An 18,518-nucleotide genomic window follows, 5' to 3' on the forward strand; every position below is an offset into this window, starting at 1 on the left:
GCGATTCAGATTCATAGTGCTATAACCACAATTATATAAAAATATTTTACTTTATCGTTAAACGGAACTCGCTACCCTATCTTTTTACGAATCGGAGGAATTTTCGAGCAAACTCTCCTCAAAAACAAGAGGACCTTGCGCTTTATCTACGTTAAAAAGGCCTATTTTGGTTCTCCTGAGTTCCGATAAATACCCTCCACTCTTAAGAACCAACCCCAAATCATGTGCCAAAGACCGTATATAGGTTCCTTTACTGCAAACCACACGAAATTGAACTTCCGGCAGGTTTATACGGGTTATTTCAAATTCTGAAATAGTAACGGCCCTTTTCTTAATTTCTACCGTCTTCCCCTCCCTGGCATATTCGTACAATCGTTTTCCATCTTTCTTTAAAGCGGAAAATATGGGTGGTATTTGTTCAATATCACCGATGAACCCCGTTACCGCGCTTCGAATTTGATCTTCGGTGATATGCTCAATAGGAAAGGTCTGATCGACTTCGGTCTCTAAATCATAAGAAGGCGTGGTGGCCCCTAAAGTGACCGTTCCCGTATACTCTTTCTCTTGCCCCTGTAACTCGTTAATTTTTTTGGTAAACTTTCCTGTACATATCAATAGAAGCCCCGTCGCCAAAGGGTCTAAAGTTCCGGCGTGGCCTATTTTAATTTTTTTGAGTCCAAACTTTTTACGGATAACCCACTTCAATTTGTTCACAGCCTGAAAAGATGACCAACCCAGCGGTTTGTCAATTAACAGCAGTTGTCCGTTAAGAAAATCTTCTTTAGTTCGTACATCCATAGGAAAACTGTATTGCCCCTTACCAAAAGGAGTTTTTAGCGGCACACTTAGCCCCAAAAGCTATACGCAATCGCGATAGCGCCAACAATCAAGCAATAGATTGCAAAATAGGTGAGTTTACTTTTCTTGACCAATTGAATCATCCATGTACAAGCGGCAAGACCAGCAATAAAGGCCGCAATGAATCCGGCGCCCATGGCAAAATTATTCTCTCCATCAAAGTGCAATTCCCCGCTCATCAAATCTTTTCCTATTTTTCCGAAAATCAACGGAACCACCATCAAAAAGGAAAAACGTGCGGCTTTGGTTTTGTCGACGCCCAACAACACAGAGGTAGAAATGGTCGCACCACTTCGCGATATCCCCGGAAGCATCGCAATAGCCTGGGAAACCCCCACAATAAAGGCATTCGAAAACGTTACCTTTTTATCGGTATCTTTGGCTTTATCTGCAAAATACAGGAGCACTGCAGTTATCAATAACATAAAACCTACAAAACGAATATTGCCCCCAAAAAAGGCTTCCAGTTGCTCTTCAAAAAAAAGACCCACCAATACGGCGGGTAGCATAGAAACAATAATTTTTAAGGAAAACTGGGTTTCTTCGTTCCAAGTAAAACTGAAGAGCCCCCTGATTATTTCCCAGATGTCCTTTCGAAAGACCACTATCGTACTCAAAGCTGTGGCGAAATGTAAGATTACCGTAAACAAAAGACTTTCCTCGGGAACGGAATGATCGCCTAAAATCGCTTTTCCTAATTCTAAATGCCCGCTTGACGACACAGGCAAAAACTCGGTCAATCCTTGAATTATACCAAGTATTATAGCATCTAAAGTATCCAAATTAACTACGCTTCTTATGGGGGTTCAACAATATGGCATATACTTCGATCCCCAATCCGATAAGCACCAAAGTAGGTGCCAAACGTATACGCCTGAAATTATAGATGTCTTCATTGAACACGTTCGGGTCATCACTTCCGCCGCCACTCATTAAAATAAAACCTAATACAATAAAAGCGACACCCAAGAACATGAACATATAGTTCTTTTTTTGAAAGATAAATTCTTGCCGGGGTTGCTGATCGTTCTTGTTTCTATTTTTTTTGCCCATGCCGCAAATTTAGGAAAAAAGTTAATGGGTATTACGTTATTCCATTTTCACCATTACAAACCTTAACCAAGTATTAACGCTTTTAGCGAAAGACGTAGATCCGCTGACCGAATCAAATCACTATTTAATAATAAAGTTCATCGGTTCTCAAATTCAAAAAGCGCTGGGCCGCCAAATAGGTACTTATCCATGAAATCAAAACACCTAAGACAAAAACGCCACCAAAAAGTATGGCCAATTGCGGAATGTCATGAAAAAGATCCATTTCAGGAAAATTTTGATCCAAATAATACAGTACGCCCCCCAGACCAAGCAACGCCAGTAGGGCACCCAACATGCCTAGTTTAACGTTCGTCCAAATAAAAGGTCTTCTGATAAAGGTTTTAGTGGCTCCCACCATTTGCATCGTCTTGATTATAAATCGCTTGGAATATATCGACAATCGAATGGAGCTATTGATCAACAGCATGGCGATAAATGTAAAAACAGCACTGGCCACCAAGATCCAAAAGCTTATACGCTTGACATTTTCACTCAACAGCCCGACAAGGGGCTTATCATAGCTGACTTCGTCAACATGCTTCTTTTTAGATAGTTCCGCGGCAATTTCTTCAATCTTTTCGGGAGAGACAAAATCGGCGTTTAATTGAATATCGATCGAATTTTTTAGCGGATTATATCCTAAAAACTCCAAAAAATTCTCACCAATCTCTTCGCTATGTTTTTCGGCGGCCTCTTCTTTAGACACATAGGTGGCCTGCTTGGTGTATTCCATGACCTCTAAACTCTTCAACAATTGGTCGACTTCCACCTCTTTGGCACTGTCTTTCAAGAACAACGATATGGTAATCTGCTCTTTAAAATGATCTGCCATTTTCTTGGTGTTCAACAGTAAAAGACCCAGAGCCCCCAAAAGAAAAAGTACAAGACCAATACTCAATACGACCGAGAAATAGGACGATATCAGCTTTCGTTTTTGGTACTGTTCAAATGATCTACCCATGGTATGCTATACGGTATAAGATGTAAAAATAGGAAAGTAAATTGAATAAACTTATTTTTGCCGAATAGCAAAAATCAGGCATGAACTACGATTTTAGAAAGATAGAGGAGAAATGGCAAAAATTTTGGGCCGACAACCAAACTTTTAAGGCAGAAAACCATTCTGATAAACCCAAATATTATGTTTTGGATATGTTCCCTTACCCTTCTGGTGCCGGGTTACACGTGGGACACCCGTTGGGCTATATTGCCAGTGATATCTATGCCCGCTATAAAAGGCATAAAGGTTTTAACGTGTTGCACCCGATGGGTTACGATTCTTTCGGACTCCCCGCAGAACAGTATGCCATACAAACGGGGCAACACCCCGCAGACACGACCAAAGTCAATATCGAGGGCGGTGTTGATAAAGAAGGAAACAAAATTGAGGGTTATCGAAAACAGCTTGACCGTATGGGCTTTTCTTTCGATTGGAGCCGCGAAGTACGTACTTCAGACCCGAAATATTACAAATGGACGCAGTGGGTCTTTATTCAGCTTTTCAATTCGTGGTACAACAAAGACACCGATAAGGCGGAAGCCATCGGAAGTTTGATTTCAAAATTTGAAACGGAAGGAAATGCAGCGGTCAATGCCGTGTGCGATGACGAAACCTCCATTTTCACCCAACAAGATTGGAAAAATTATTCCGACACCGAAAAGCAACAAGTGCTTTTAAAATATCGATTGACCTATTTGGCCGATACCGAGGTCAACTGGTGCCCTGCGTTGGGAACAGTGTTGGCCAACGATGAAATCGTCAATGGCGTTTCGGAACGCGGCGGTCACCCGGTAATCCGTAAAAAAATGACCCAATGGAGCATGCGTATCACGGCTTATGCCCAACGTTTACTCGATGGTTTGAATAAAGTGGATTGGCCCCAGCCGCTAAAAGACTCGCAAACGAATTGGATCGGAAGAAGTGAAGGTGCCGAAGTAACTTTCCCCATCCTAGCCTTCCCCGAGGGGGAAGGAACAACTCCGGGTTATATGACTGGAGGGAACAATTCTCATTTACTACTTGAGAAAGCAAAGAAATTGCGAAATAACCCTGCACAAGCAGAAGCGGCCCTTTGGGAAAGTTTAAAAGGAAAAAACCTAGGTGATAAATTCAGAAGACAACATCTTATAGATGACTTCATAGTCGATTTCGTATGTCTTTCCAAAAAACTGATTGTCGAGGTAGATGGGGATATTCATGATACTCAAAAAGCAGAGGATGAGGCACGCACAAAGGCTCTGAACGAACGTGGTTTTGAGGTTGTTCGCTTTAGAAACAATCAGGTTCTTGGTGATATTGATGCTGTCTTACAAGAAATAAAGGAAATTTTAGTGAAGAAAAGTATTCCCCCTTCGGGGGCTAGGGGGATTTCAGTGTTCACTACACGCCCCGATACCATTTTTGGCGTTTCGTTTATGACCCTGGCTCCCGAGCATGACTTGGTTGCGAAAATTACGACACCGGATCAAAAAGCCGAGGTCGAAGCCTATGTCGAAGCGACTGCAAAACGTTCGGAACGCGATCGTATGGCCGACGTCAAGACCATTACTGGAGCGTTTACAGGCGCCTATGCCGAGCATCCGTTTACAAAAGAACCCATACCGATTTGGATCGGCGATTACGTATTGGCCGGCTATGGTACGGGAGCGGTGATGTCGGTACCCTGTGGCGATCAACGCGATTATGACTTTGCGAAGCATTTCAATATTCCCATTCCGAATATTTTTGAGGGCGTTGACATTTCTGAGGAAGCGTTTTCCGATAAGGCCACTACGGTGATAGCCAATTCCGATTTTTTAAACGGACTGAACTATAAGGAAGCGACAACAAAAGCCATTGTCGAACTCGAAAAATTAGGACAAGGCGAGGGTAAAATCAACTACCGTTTGCGCGATGCCGTTTTTAGCCGTCAGCGCTATTGGGGCGAACCTTTCCCTGTGTATTATGTAGAGGGAATGCCGCAGATGATCGACGAAAAATACCTGCCCATTAAATTGCCGGAAGTTGAAAAATACCTCCCTACCGAAACGGGCGAACCCCCACTCGGGAATGCCACGGTTTGGGCCTGGGATGTTGAAAAGAACGAAGTGGTCAGCAATGATTTGATCGACCATAAAACGGTTTTCCCTTTAGAATTGAATACCATGCCCGGTTGGGCGGGTAGCTCACAGTACTTTAATCGGTATATGGACCCGCACAACGAAGACGCTATCTATTCACCCGAAGCCATTAATTATTGGCAAGATGTGGATCTCTATATCGGTGGTAGCGAACATGCCACGGGGCATTTGTTATATAGCCGGTTTTGGCAAAAGTTTTTATTTGACAGAGGTGTCGCTCCCAAAGATGAGTTTGCAAAAAAACTGATCAACCAAGGGATGATTACGGGGACAAGTGCATTGGCCTATTTAATTAGAGAAGATAATAAAGAACACTTTGTTTCTAGAAATTGGTATAACAAACTTGTTTCTGACTTAAGTGACCCTTCCAAAGAAAAGATGGTTCCCCCGGATACTGCTGATTTCGAGGATATTCTTAAAAGGCTAACCGATGGAACGACCGAAGTGAGCACATGGATGCCCATTCATGTAGATGTATCTTTGGTTAATGCATCAGACGAACTAGATATCCAAGCTTTTAAAAACTGGCGCCCAGAATTTAAAGATGCCATATTCACCCTGGACAATGGAGAAATCTATAAGGGAATCAATCCCACTTCGGGGAAGCCCGGAGGGGAATTTATTGTTTCCCGTGAAGTCGAAAAAATGTCCAAGTCCAAATACAATGTGGTTAGTCCCGATGCGATTTGTGAGGAGTATGGAGCAGACAGCCTACGGCTTTATGAAATGTTTTTGGGGCCGTTGGAGCAATCCAAACCCTGGAACACCGCTGGGATTACAGGAGCACACTCGTTTCTTAAGAAACTTTGGAAACTCTATTTTGAGGAAAGTGGCATTAAAGTTACCGATGAAGCACCTTCGGCGGAAAGCCTTAAAACCTTGCACAAAACCATCAAAAAAGTCGAGGAAGACATAGAAAACTTTAGTTTTAACACCTCGGTTTCCACCTTTATGATCTGCGTGAACGAACTGACCGCCCAAAAATGCACCAGCCGTTCTGTGCTGGAACCCTTGGCTATTCTAGTATCGCCCTATGCGCCGCATATCGCAGAAGAACTTTGGGCACAATTGGGACATAGCGAATCGATTGCCACGGCACCTTTCCCAAAATTCGAACAAAAGTATTTGGTGGAAAGCAGCAAAGAGTACCCCATTTCGTTTAATGGCAAAATGCGGTTTAAGCTGGAGCTTCCATTGGATCTATCAAAAGAAGAAATCGAGGCCGAAGTCATGGCACACGAAAAAACGCAAGCCCAGTTGCAGGGGCGAACGCCTAAGAAAGTTATTGTAGTACCCGGGAAAATCGTAAATGTTGTAGGATAGTATGAATGTATATGCCGTGAGAGCAAACTCCCCTTTCTCCCGCTACATTGCATTCCACGGGATTCATTCCCCCCTTTTTAAAAGAGGGGAGCATCTGGATCGGACATTTGAAGAATGTTGCATTGAAATTGGCTCCTCCCTTTACCAAAGGGAGGTGGATCCGGACTTTTTCACTCGGGAAACCGAGTGTTATATGAACATTTAATAAGATACCAAGGCTCTAAAAATTATGCAAAACATCGAAATATTAGGCTTGATCGCCGCGGTCTGCACCACTTCGGCTTTTGTGCCCCAGGTTTTTAAAATCTGGAAACACAAGTCGACCAAAGACATTTCATTGGTAATGTACCTCGTCTTTTTGGCAGGCACCACGCTATGGTTCATCTACGGACTGCATTACGAAAGTGTTTCGATGATTTTGGCCAACGGCATCACTTCCGCTTTAATTGTACTCGTTATCGGGCTTAAACTTAAATATAAATAACTGTCAGTACATTTTGTCAGTTTAAGTTAACCAACATAATATGGCGGGGTTTTTGCTATTTATCTAAACGTATCGCTTTAGTCATATCATAAAGTTATTTGGCCAAGAGGCGATCTTTAGTATCTTTAATTTTAAATTTTAAAACGTACATATTATGATGGGATATTATATATTGATCGGTGCCATTGCCCTTATTAGCTGGTTGGTCAGTAGCAAGTTAAAAAGCAAATTCAAGCATTACTCGAAAGTACATTTACAAAATGGTATGAGCGGTGCCGAAATTGCCGAGAAGATGTTGGCAGACCACGGTATTCGTGATGTAAAGGTGATTTCGACGGCAGGTATGCTGACGGATCATTACAATCCGAAAAACAAAACGGTCAACCTCAGCGAGGGGGTGTATAGTCAACGTAATGCCGCCGCCGCCGCAGTAGCTGCGCACGAATGTGGTCATGCCGTTCAGCATGCACAGGCGTACGAATGGTTGACCTTGCGTTCTAAATTGGTACCTGTGGTAAGTGTTACATCAGGTATGAGCATGTGGGTCGTTTTTGGTGGATTGATGTTGGGTGCCGCCGCCGGTGTAGGCTTTGGTTACTGGGTTGCAGTTGCCGGTCTGGTGATGATGGCCATGGCCACCCTCTTTAGTTTTATTACGCTGCCGGTGGAATACGACGCCAGTAAACGTGCCTTGGTGTGGTTAAAACAAAAAAATATGGTGACCCAACAAGAATTTAAAGGCTCGGAAGATGCATTAAAATGGGCGGCTAGAACGTATCTGGTTGCAGCAATAGGCTCATTGGCCACATTGGTCTATTGGGGAATGCAAGTCTTCGGAGGAAGGGATTAATTCCTGTTAAAAAAGAAGCGAATAAAAAAGACCGGCTAAAAATTTTAGCCGGTCTTTTTGTTTTGTCTCCGAAGGGCGGTAGGTAATCGCAATTATTCCACTGTAATACGTTCGTCGATCAATTTTAGGGCAATTCCGTCCCTTCCCATCACTTCGAAAAGATCAAGGATATCACGCATTGTTTTTTCCTCTTCCAATTGTTCTTTTATAAACCATTGTAAAAAGTTCTCTACAGCATAATCATTATGCTTCTTTGCGGCCGCGACAATCTTGTTGATCGATCTGGTAACTTCCACTTCTTGACTAAGTGCCGTCTCGAATATCTCTTCCAAAGAAGAGAAGTCATGGTTTATTTTAGTGATTTCGGGCGATATCGCGTTCCCTCCACAATCGTTGATAAATTTGAAAATTTTCATCATATGCTCTCGTTCTTCACCGGCTTGATGGTAAAAGAAATCGGCACTTTGAAGGTATGCATGCTGATCACACCATGAAGCCATGGCCAAATATGAGGCCGATGCTTTGCCTTCCATTTGTATTTGCGCGTTAAGCATATCCATGCTTTCCACCTTAATACTCATCTGCTGTCTTGCTATATCTTTCATATGTTTTAATCTTTAATTTGTTTAGAAACGGCTTATTGGAAGCAGGATAACAGTATCCTACCCCTTTTTCATCAAAATTTCGACCATCCTATTTTAAAGGATATTTCCAAAGTATTGCGTGCCTGTTTCGTATTTTATATTAATTTATGTAAAGCTACCAAATAAAAGCATGCGTGTCTAGTACCAAAACCAATTTATAACTGGTTTTAGACTGATTAAAAATAGTCGGAAGGTCTATATTTTTTGAGGTATGGGAGAATTAGAAACACCCATATCGAGGAACAAGAAGACACCCACAAGCAATTCCTTTAGATCTAAAATCTCTAAAGTATTCAAAATAAAAAGATGTTCTTTGTTACAAAGCACTAAAATCTCAAAACCATGCTTATTACCTTCGTCTTCAAAATGATCTTCTATTTGAATATTCCATACTTTCTGTCGGAGGGCCAACAATTGACAAAAAGACAAACGCACTGTTTTTTGACCTAGGTCAATATAGAAGCATCTTTCCTTATCGGATTGGAAGAATGAATAATATCGTGATGAATGAATTATTTCCATTGAGGCACAAAAATAATCCTTATTTAGATTTAATACAAATATTATACCTGAATTTGTCGATCAATTTGTTGAGCCAATGAAATAAAGGTCTCTGTGCGGGATACGCCCTCGATTTGCTGAATTTCCTTATTCAATACTTGCATAAGATGTTCGTTATCACGACAGAGCACCTTGATAAGAATAGACCAATTTCCCGTAGTATAATGGCATTCGAGTACTTCCGGAATCTTTTCCAAGGCCCTTACGGCTTTAGGGTTGCTCATCGCCTTATCTAAAAAAATACCGATATAAGCCATAGTGCTATACCCCATCGCTTTCGGATTGATGATAAACTTCGACCCGGAAAGTAGTCCTGATGCTTCCAATTTACGAAGACGCTGGTGTATCGCCGCACCAGAAATACCAATACTTCGGGCTATTTCTAAAATAGGTTTTCGCGCATCTTCCATCAAGAATCTTAGTATTTTCTTATCAATACCGTCGATTTTCACGTTTTCGTTATCGTATTTAGCCATTTTGCCTTCGATTTTAAGGCAAATGTACCAAATTACTTACTGAATTTAACTTGTTGTATTTCTGTCTCCATGAAAAGTATCCGTAAAACGAAACCCCAAAATAGATGGCCGCCAAAACGGCGTAGACGAACAACCCTTGGCCCGCATAAAGAAAAATACTAAGGCCATTCAGTATAATCCAATAGACCCAAGTGCGTAGTATTTTTTTTGCCTCAAGGTAGCTGGCCAAAAAACTGAATACCGTGGTAAAGGCATCAAAATACGATTTCTTGGCATCTGAAAAATTATCAAAAACATAGCCGAGAACCAGTACCAGAACAATTCCAACCAAAATAATCATAACATGGCTTGAGCCCTTCCACTTTATGATTTCCGCCGAATCCTTATTAGCTCCGCTACGTTTATTCCAAAGGTAATAGCCATAAAATCCAATGAACACATAATACATACGCAAGATGCATTCGGAATATAGTTTGGTCGAATAAAATAGGTACATGCTCAAGAGCGAACCCAAAATTCCGAACAGCCAACATATCTTTTTCTCTTTGATCAAAAAATAGAGAAAGGCTAAACTTAAAACAGTACCGGTAATCTCAAAAACCAAATTCATTATCGTTTCCGTATAAGGATATTCACCACATAAATCCCCGAAAATGTCACATTCCGGGGATTCGAAGTAAATCTCTTTTTATCTAAAAACTTACGGTAGCCCCTAATAAGAAATTGGTTCCCGCCTGCGGATAATACCCACTGTAGAACCCAGTCGTCGTTCCAGTAGCACTTGTTGTATCATCATAATCAAATGACCCAAAATAGCCATTTGACACATACTTGGCATTCAAAATATTGTTTACCAATGCCGAGAACACAATATTCTTTACGAAAGAACCGACATTGATTTCATATTGCACATTGAAGTCGGTAGTCGAATACGCGTCAAGTACCGAATCATCGGCATCTATGTTGCCCATATACTGTTTGCCAACAAATTTAGTAAGCAGTGATAATTGCATGTTCTCAGTCGGGAGATAATTCAATTTGTTCCCAATTACGATATCTGGCGAAAAGGCGATGTTGGTATTCCCCAGCGCCTCTAACGTTCCGTTTCTTTCAAAAACAAAATCTACATTTTTATTCGTGCTCAATGCGAGGTTGGGCTGCCATTGAAAATGCTCGCCTAGGTTTAAGTTAGCGTCTATCTCCAATCCTAAACGATAACTGTCTCCTACATTGGCGCGAAGAGGTGCCCCAACATCATTTAACTCGCCTGTTAAGACCAGCTGGTCTTTGTAACGCATATAGTATATGTTGGAATTCACCTGCACTTCGGAAGAAACATACCGCCACCCCAACTCGAAATCATTTAGTTTCTCCGGTCGCGGATTGCCACTTTCATAATCGTTTCTGTTGGGTTCGCGATGGGCCATCGCATATGAAAAATAGAAATTGTTATTCGAATTCAAGTCAAGGGTCAATCCTGCCTTCGGGTTAAAAAAATCAAAAGTATCATCGACAAGGCCAGTATCTTCACCATTTGCTTTATACCCCACAGAACGATATTGCACATCCCCAAAAAGAGTCCAATGCTTGTCTATGGTATAGTTCAGCTTTGAATAAAAGTTAAAATCGGTCTTTGTAGAATTATTGTCATAATAACGATCGCGATAATCGGTATTATTGGCAAATCGGGCCCAAATAATCTCGCCAAAATGCCCTCCTTCATATTTGTTCCATCCACCGCCGAAAATCAAGTTCAGGTTCTCGTTCACATAATTTGCCGAATAAACAGCTCCATAAAAGTGATTATCGAGCCAGCGCCTGCGAATCAAATCGGTCGAATTGACTTCCGCTCCATCGACAACAACAGGTGTAATGCCATACACGGCAAAATCATCGTCTTCTTTATATTGCTCAAAAAAGCCTCGGCCCCGGGTGTAATGGAGTGCAATATTGGTGCTCCAAGCAGAGGTAAGTCTTTCGTTCCACAGCAATTGTGCATGGTTTTGTTTATAATTATCTACCTCGTTCCCGTAGTATTGCGTGTCACCATTTTCATCAGTATATTCTCCTGCAGAATTATAGGTACGATTGGTTTTTAAGCTATCGGCATTGATACCGTTCCAAGCTTGATAAGTAATCTCGTGCCCGCCGAACAAAAGCGCTTTTATCAAGGTATTGTCATCTTTATAAGCGCCTTGTAAAAAATAGGAGTCGAGTTCAGAAGCGGCCCTATCAACATATCCGTCAGAAGTAATTCGCGACAATCTTCCGGAGATTTCAACGTGGTCACTCAATAGTCCGGTACTGAATTTGATATTGTTTTTTAGTGTATTGAAACTGCCGATCGATGACGAAACCTGTCCGTATGCAGTTTCTGATATTGCATCGGTCAAGATATTCAAACTTGCACCGAAGGCTCCCGACCCATTTGTTGAAGTACCTACCCCTCGTTGTAATTGTAAGTTTTCGGTCGAAGATGCAAAATCGGGCATATTCACCCAAAACGAACCGTGTGATTCGGCATCGTTATAAGGTATACCATTAATAGTTACGTTAACGCGGGTGTTATCACTACCGCGCACCCGAATGCCCGTGTATCCCATACCTGCGCCGGCATCGGACGTAGTGACTACGGAGGGCAGAAAATTCATAAGTATGGGAATATCTTGCCCTAAATTTCGTGGCTTGATTTGTTCTTTTCCCAAGTTAGAGAATGTAACGGGCGATTCTTTCGTAACTCGAATTGCCGATACCAGAACCTCATCTAGAACGATTTTCTTTCCTTCCAGAGAATCTGAAGGTTTTTCTTGGGCCCAGAGACCCATGGTCAGCCCAAAAAGGGCCGTAGTTGTGAATATAGTTTTCATTCGTAATACATTTGTTACGAATAAAAGGGGCTATTATTCTAAGTTAAAACATGATTTTTGCCCATTTAAGGACGGTTGAATTCCAAATAGCGACTTCCGCATTCCTTGGCAGCATTACCCGCCCAGGTTCATTGGGTATAATCTCAGCCTTGTCCTAAACCAGTATCAAAAATCTTCAAAACTAGTTTGAGATTCAGCACCCCTTTGAGATGGGGCAAAGCTACTGCGCGAAAATTAAATATCATAACAAATATTAACTATTCTTTGTAGTCAATATTGGCGATAAATACGTATCTATAACATACGGTCTAACAGGGTGGAGTTTATGAGAGAAGAGTCAAACAACAAATACAACGCAAAAATAATATTCAGCTACTTGGTATTGTGCGTTCTTGCCTTTGTTGCGGGATATTTTATTTATTCTGAAATACGGGTTTTCATAACCAATGAAACTGTTGAAGAAAAAGACAACAAACTCTTAAAAACTGGCTCACTGATTGCAGAACTTTATGAAGTTGAAGGGGTGTCAAAGCGTGTATCACAAGTCAAGACAAAACAAAGTCTCGCTGCCTACGAGCAAAAAATAGACACCATATTTGCAGAAATCGATTCGTTAAAGCTACTTACGGAATATGCCTCACAAAAAGACCTTTTAGACAGTCTACAAGTACTTTTGCAAAAAAAAGTCGCCAATAGCAAACAGCTTTTTACATTAAAGGCACAGAGCAAAAACAACAATTCTATTGACAAGGCACTTAAGGAATTTGATAAAATCGAGGAATCTTACGGAAAGTTTTCGGCCGAAAACCTGTGGCCCAATTTTGACGAACTATCACCAAAAGAACAGCAATCACGTCGCGAACTTGCCTTGCTCTTTACCGAGAATTCACCCAAGAAAGCACAGGGCAGAGAAGATGCCGCTTATATCGATTCGATTTTAAATGCCTCGAAATCACAATTGCTGAGTGCAAAGCGTAAAAGTGCAGCGGCAGAAAACAGCTTGGCCCGAAAAGAGCTTGAAATCAGCAAGAACGACCTTGAGCTTTCGCAGCAGTTACGGGCCATAATCTCGGCCTTTGAACAGGAAGTGATGACCACTACTTATAATGAAAACCTTAAAAAAGAGGCTGCCCTTAAAAAAACCATACGACTTGCCGGAATCACGGCCATTTTAGGTTTTATCATAGTCGGGCTCTTTACGTTTCTGATAAACCGTGATTTCTGGAAAGTACAGACCTATCGTCAAAAACTGGAAAAAGAAAAGAAATATTCAGAATCACTCCTAAAAAGTAGGGAGCAGTTGATATCTACAGTCAGCCACGACCTTAGAACCCCTTTAAACACGATTACGGGTTATACGGAATTGATGGAAAGCACGGAGCTTACCAAGAAGCAGATACGCTATCTAAGAAATGTCAAATCTTCAACGCAATATGTAGGCAACCTGGTCAATGACTTGCTCGATTTTTCAAAACTGGAAGCAGGCAAACTAAATATAGAAAAAGTGCCATTTATAGCCGCCCATCTCATACAAGAAACTGCCGAGAGCATTCAAGCCCTTCACAACAATAAAAATTTAAAATTATTTTTGGAGATAGGCCCAGAATTCCGGCAAACTGTTTTGGGCGATCCTTTCCGCTTGCGGCAAATATTGACAAATCTTATCGGGAATGCTTTTAAATTCACCGAAGAAGGGCATATAAAAATAAAGGCTACATCAACGGTTGGAAAAGAAAAATCCTTAATCGCCAATATCGCTATTACCGACACCGGAATCGGCATTGCCAAAGAGAAACAAGAGCATATTTTTAAAGAATTTACCCAAGCGGATCACGATACCGAAAAAAGATTCGGGGGATATGGTCTGGGGCTGACCATCTCTAAAAAACTTACGGAACTACTAAAGGGATCCTTGAGTTTACAAAGTACGTTTGGTGAAGGCAGCACTTTTTCCATACAAATTCCGTTAAAAATTGCCGATGCTGAAGAGGCCAAACAAAAAGATAAGCCTTATATGGCCCCGAAATTACGCATGCTCATCATTGATGACGACACCTCTTTATTGCGTATGCTGCAGGAATTAGCAGAAAGCATGGGCATTACGGCACATGCATTTACAAATTTCCTACGTGTCGAAGAAGATGCGCATTTGGCCTATGATGTAGTATTAACGGATATTCAAATGCCTCAGGTCAATGGTTTTGAAGTACTTAAAAAACTTAAATCGGGAATTTATAAGCATTATAAAAATCAACCGATTATCGCCATGACCGGAAGACGCGACCTTGAACCGGAAGCTTATGCCAACTTGGGCTTCGCCCAAGTGATTCAAAAACCATTTTCAAAAGGTGAATTGATTGGTATTTTAAAATTATTGGGGGTCGAAACCAACAGTGTGCTCGACACTCCGGCTCACAAAACAGCTGAAGAAGAGAAATCGGAAATCTACAGCTTAGACACTATATATTCCTTTTTAGGCAACAATGAGGATGCCATTCAAGAAGTACTCGATACGTTTTTAAGGGATACCCATACCAATATGCGGCTGTTGAACGAGACTATTGGTGCCACCGATTACAAACAGATCAATCATGTCGCACATCGCATGTTACCCATGTTTAGACAATTAAGGGTACGTGAAGCCATTACCCCTTTGGAGCAATTGGAGCTGGCCAAAATCAGTACGATGGACTCAGCATCGTTAAACGTTGCCCTGAAAAAATTAATATCGGTTGTAAACGATTTGGTAACCGCGCTAAAAGAACGAACTACTACAAGTCCAAGTTATAGTGATTGATTCGATTATATAGTGTCTTGCGGGTAACCTGTAACAATTTTGCCGCTTTCGACTTATTGAAATTTGTCTTTTTTAAGGCTTTAAGTATTTGATCCTTTTCAAATTCCGATTTTGATAAGTTTTCGGTAGACTTCCCCCCTGAGTTTTCCGCTTCGGAAACTTCCCTTGGCAAGGCATCTGCCTCGACTTTGTCTCCGGTACTTAAAAGTACGGCCCTTTTTATAACATTTTGTAGTTCCCTCAAGTTTCCAGGCCAATGGTATCTTCTGAAAATATCCCATACTTCGGTAGAAAAGCCGTTGATATTTTTATCTAAATCAAGGTTTGCCTTATTTAAAAAATAATCGGCAAATAGGGTCAAATCTTCGAAGCGTTCTTCCAATGACGGAATTTCAATTGAAAACTCGTTCAATCTATGATACAAGTCTTCCCGAAAAGTTCCTTTTTCCACGGCCTCGGTCAAATCTTCGTTCGTGGCTGTTATAATACGGAGGTCAACATTGATTTCTTTAGTGCTACCTACCCTTTTTATCTTACGTTCTTGTAAAGCCCTCAACAGCTGTATCTGGTTCTCATAGGAAAGATTACCAACTTCATCCAAAAACAAGGTTCCACCATTAGCAGCTTCGAAATTACCGATTTTATCTTCTATTGCTCCTGTAAAACTCCCCTTTATATGACCAAAAAATTCACTGGTTGCCAATTCTTTGGGAATAGCTCCACAATCTACCGCTATAAAATTAAAATCTTTTCGCTTGCTGTTGTCATGTATGGCTTTGGCGGTCACTTCTTTCCCGGTACCACTCTCACCTGTAATCAAAACGGACATATCTGTCGGTGCGACCAACTTAATATATTCCTCCAATTTTTTGGAAGCCTCACTTATCCCCTGCACAGGACCCTTTCGTATGGCAGCAGTAGGTTCTACTGTCGCAGTTTTCTCCAATGTTTTAATGGGGAGTTCTTCAACTTTTTCAATAAAATCTTGGCGCTCGGCTTTTGATTTTAGTGCGTTCTTGATGACCATTACAACCTCATCAGGCGTAAAAGGTTTCGATATATAGTCGAAAGCACCCTTTTTCATGGCATTTACCGCAGAACCAACTTCGGCATAACCTGTCATCAAAATTACGGGTATCGTCGGATTAATTTCTTTAATATAGGATAACAGCTGAATTCCATCATAGTCTGGTAATCGCAAATCTGTCAAGACCAAATCAAAATCGGTATTCTTAATTTTTTCTTTGGCATCAGGAGCGGTAAAACTAATTTCCGTATCATAACCATTCCTAATCAAAAACTTCTGTAGCATTTGACAAAAAGCAGCATCATCCTCAATTATCAAGATGTTTGGCATAAAAATTTTCTAGTCTATAGGTATCTACGTAAAAATACCATAAGAAAGCCGTTAATCACCAATAATACTTTAAAAATATTTCACAAAAAGTGAGAAAAAACTCCCGTTCAAGAGACGTGCTAAAAACGCAAAAAATACCCCAAAGGTATTGTATACAATATGAATCGGCTATTTGACCGAACGTTTGAAAAAGTCAAAATTTTTATTTAAAAAAATCTTGGAGATGTTGCATTAGTTTTAATGACATTCATAAAAAAAGAAAGAGGCTGTATTGCTACAACCCCTTTCTGACCAAACCAACTTGATACAAAACAAATAACTCAAGTTATTACATTTCAATCCAGTTTCCACTTTCGTCAGCATATAGTGTTCCGGCTGTACCATCTTCCAACGATACTTCTAACTTATATTGCTTTTCTTCATTTACGTAAGCCTTGTCAATGCTAGCTGTTGGATAGTTTTTAGAAACGGCGGCAGTAACGGCCTCTGGCAATTCATCAGCGGCTACTTCGTTAAAACCATCTTGAGTAGCTACAGCTTCAGTTGCTTCCTCTTGTGCTGGTTCGGCATCTTGAGCGAATGCAGTAAAACTTCCTAATGACAGTGCTAATACAAAAACTAATTTTTTCATGATCTTTATTTTTAATAGTGTTATTAATAATTAAACTCTCTTAATACATAGAAAATATGATACCACTTTTAAGTAAACTTGTAAACTATTGATTACTAATTCATTATAAAATAATCGATAGTTTTAATATGTGTAATTATGTGAACTTCCGTGAAAAAATGTGTAAAATGTAAACGCAAAGCAACGGTGTTGGTCATACCAGTGCAACGTAGTAGTCATTCAGGAAATGTGCTCTACTTGTATGCGATGATATATCTCAATACGAAAAAAGCCCTAACGTTACCGTTAGGGCTTTTTCTTTCTACGATATAATCGTAAAGATTACCGCAAAAATTCTTGAATGCCTGATTACATGTCGATCCAGTTACCTTCGGCATCTGCGTACAATTCAACTGCAGAACCGTCTTCTTTGGCAACTTCCAACTTGTATTGGGCTTCTTCGTTAGCGTATGCCTTAGAGATAGTAGCTCCAGGATGGGCAGCTTCTAGAGCTGTAGAAATTGCTTCTGGCAACTCTTCGATTGCTACTTCGTTAAATCCATCTTGAGTGGCTACAGCTTCAGTTGCTTCCTCTTGTGCCGGTTCGGCATCTTGAGCGAATGCAGTAAAACTTCCTAATGACAATGCTAATACAAAAACTAATTTTTTCATGATCTTTATTTTTAATAGTGTTATTAATAATTAAACTCTCTTAATACATAGAAAATATGATACCATTTTTGAATAAATGCATATGTAATTGATTATCAATGGTTTAAAAAACAACACTCTTTTTTCATGTGTGTAATTTTGGGGAGACTACAATAAAACTGTGTAATATGTAAACAAAAGAATAGCTACTTCGAAAAAAATCGCCAACTGCTAAGTGTTGTCTTCAGCCCATTGTCGAAAATAGCAGTAGAAGGTAGCAAGACAATAAAAAAAGCCCCAACGGTAGCGTTGGGGCTTTTCTTTTCCACGATTTGATCGTGAAACGTCAATAGACGCCTAATTACATATCGATCCAGTTACCTTCGGCATCTGCGTACAATTCAACTGCAGAACCGTCTTCTTTGGCAACTTCCAACTTGTATTGGGCTTCTTCGTTAGCGTATGCCTTAGAGATAGTAGCTCCAGGATGGGCAGCTTCTAGAGCTGTAGAAATTGCTTCTGGCAACTCTTCGATTGCTACTTCGTTAAATCCATCTTGAGACTCAACTACTTCAGTTGCTGCTTCTTCAACCGCAGGGGCCTCCTCTTGCGCAAAAGCAGTCATTGTTCCTAAAGACATTGCTGCTACAATCATTAAATTTTTCATCTTGTGTGTGTTTTAAAATTATTATTGTTTTTTGTTTTGAAATCACTTAGTAAAGAGGAAAAATAATGCCAACCTAACAAATGACAACAAATAGGATTTAAAACACTGATTTATAGCATTTTACAAACATACCGCCCTCTATATTTATTGTATACAGA

At 40.6% G+C, this 18,518-nt stretch carries 17 protein-coding genes; 4 read left to right on the forward strand and 13 right to left on the reverse strand.

Translation table 11 applies throughout. From position 1 onward, the window contains the following. Positions 1-84: 84 nt before the first annotated feature. From truB to AACZ88_RS05380, 4 genes are all read right to left on the reverse strand, one after another. Entirely contained in the window at positions 85-798 is a 714-nt protein-coding gene (gene truB / locus AACZ88_RS05365; RefSeq protein WP_339707281.1) for a tRNA pseudouridine(55) synthase TruB, read from the reverse strand. A 47-nt stretch (positions 799-845) separates the two neighbouring features. After that, entirely contained in the window at positions 846-1,640 is a 795-nt protein-coding gene (locus AACZ88_RS05370) for an undecaprenyl-diphosphate phosphatase (RefSeq protein ID WP_339707284.1), read from the reverse strand. A gap of 1 nt (position 1,641) precedes the next feature. Then, positions 1,642-1,911 (reverse strand): DUF3098 domain-containing protein, encoded by a 270-nt coding sequence (locus tag AACZ88_RS05375; RefSeq protein WP_339707287.1) that lies wholly within the window; start codon positions 1,909-1,911, stop codon positions 1,642-1,644. A gap of 124 nt (positions 1,912-2,035) precedes the next feature. After that, positions 2,036-2,914: a permease-like cell division protein FtsX gene (locus AACZ88_RS05380; RefSeq protein ID WP_339707290.1), complete on the reverse strand. Its 879-nt coding sequence runs from the start codon at positions 2,912-2,914 to the stop codon at positions 2,036-2,038. Between the two features lie 80 nt (positions 2,915-2,994). On the opposite strand from AACZ88_RS05380, the gene AACZ88_RS05385 reads away from it, so the two are divergent. From AACZ88_RS05385 to AACZ88_RS05395, 3 genes are all read left to right on the forward strand, one after another. Next, positions 2,995-6,396, forward strand: a complete 3,402-nt coding sequence (locus AACZ88_RS05385) for a class I tRNA ligase family protein (RefSeq protein ID WP_339707293.1) — start codon at positions 2,995-2,997, stop codon at positions 6,394-6,396. A gap of 229 nt (positions 6,397-6,625) precedes the next feature. Then, complete coding sequence (locus tag AACZ88_RS05390; RefSeq protein ID WP_339707295.1) at positions 6,626-6,880, forward strand: SemiSWEET transporter; 255 nt, start codon at positions 6,626-6,628, stop codon at positions 6,878-6,880. A 154-nt stretch (positions 6,881-7,034) separates the two neighbouring features. After that, positions 7,035-7,730, forward strand: a complete 696-nt coding sequence (locus tag AACZ88_RS05395; RefSeq protein WP_339707297.1) for a zinc metallopeptidase — start codon at positions 7,035-7,037, stop codon at positions 7,728-7,730. 92 nt (positions 7,731-7,822) lie between these two features. Here AACZ88_RS05395 and AACZ88_RS05400 read toward each other — a convergent pair whose 3' ends face one another. The 5 genes from AACZ88_RS05400 to AACZ88_RS05420 all read right to left on the reverse strand — a co-directional run bounded on the left by AACZ88_RS05400 (position 7,823) and on the right by AACZ88_RS05420 (position 12,278). After that, positions 7,823-8,335, reverse strand: a complete 513-nt coding sequence (locus tag AACZ88_RS05400) for a ferritin (protein WP_339707299.1) — start codon at positions 8,333-8,335, stop codon at positions 7,823-7,825. Between the two features lie 234 nt (positions 8,336-8,569). After that, the gene (locus tag AACZ88_RS05405) at positions 8,570-8,896 is read right to left on the reverse strand and encodes a hypothetical protein (RefSeq protein WP_339707302.1); all 327 of its coding nucleotides are present in this window, start codon (positions 8,894-8,896) and stop codon (positions 8,570-8,572) included. Positions 8,897-8,937: 41 nt separating this feature from the next. Beyond that, complete coding sequence (locus AACZ88_RS05410) at positions 8,938-9,411, reverse strand: Lrp/AsnC ligand binding domain-containing protein (RefSeq protein ID WP_339707305.1); 474 nt, start codon at positions 9,409-9,411, stop codon at positions 8,938-8,940. A 13-nt stretch (positions 9,412-9,424) separates the two neighbouring features. After that, positions 9,425-10,021, reverse strand: coding sequence for a nicotinamide riboside transporter PnuC (gene pnuC, locus AACZ88_RS05415; protein WP_339707308.1), 597 nt, complete (start codon positions 10,019-10,021; stop codon positions 9,425-9,427). An 82-nt stretch (positions 10,022-10,103) separates the two neighbouring features. Continuing rightward, the gene (locus tag AACZ88_RS05420; protein WP_339707311.1) at positions 10,104-12,278 is read right to left on the reverse strand and encodes a TonB-dependent receptor; all 2,175 of its coding nucleotides are present in this window, start codon (positions 12,276-12,278) and stop codon (positions 10,104-10,106) included. A 325-nt stretch (positions 12,279-12,603) separates the two neighbouring features. Between AACZ88_RS05420 and AACZ88_RS05425 the strand changes: the two genes are divergently transcribed. Then, positions 12,604-15,075 carry an ATP-binding protein gene (locus tag AACZ88_RS05425; RefSeq protein WP_339707313.1) on the forward strand — a complete coding sequence of 824 codons (2,472 nt, stop codon included), beginning with the start codon at positions 12,604-12,606 and terminating at the stop codon, positions 15,073-15,075. Here AACZ88_RS05425 and AACZ88_RS05430 read toward each other — a convergent pair. The 4 genes from AACZ88_RS05430 to AACZ88_RS05445 form a co-directional block, all read right to left on the reverse strand. Beyond that, the gene (locus AACZ88_RS05430; RefSeq protein ID WP_339707315.1) at positions 15,050-16,432 is read right to left on the reverse strand and encodes a sigma-54 dependent transcriptional regulator; all 1,383 of its coding nucleotides are present in this window, start codon (positions 16,430-16,432) and stop codon (positions 15,050-15,052) included. The genes AACZ88_RS05425 and AACZ88_RS05430 overlap by 26 nt on opposite strands. 328 nt (positions 16,433-16,760) lie before the next feature. Continuing rightward, positions 16,761-17,063, reverse strand: coding sequence for a hypothetical protein (locus tag AACZ88_RS05435; protein WP_339707318.1), 303 nt, complete (start codon positions 17,061-17,063; stop codon positions 16,761-16,763). 348 nt (positions 17,064-17,411) lie between these two features. Further along, positions 17,412-17,687 carry a hypothetical protein gene (locus AACZ88_RS05440; protein WP_339707321.1) on the reverse strand — a complete coding sequence of 92 codons (276 nt, stop codon included), beginning with the start codon at positions 17,685-17,687 and terminating at the stop codon, positions 17,412-17,414. Positions 17,688-18,054: 367 nt separating this feature from the next. Next, positions 18,055-18,348, reverse strand: coding sequence for a hypothetical protein (locus AACZ88_RS05445; protein WP_339707324.1), 294 nt, complete (start codon positions 18,346-18,348; stop codon positions 18,055-18,057). Positions 18,349-18,518 lie beyond the last annotated feature (170 nt).

Origin of the sequence: uncultured Kriegella sp. (assembly GCF_963975415.1) — a bacterium.
Lineage (GTDB): Bacteria > Bacteroidota > Bacteroidia > Flavobacteriales > Flavobacteriaceae > Kriegella.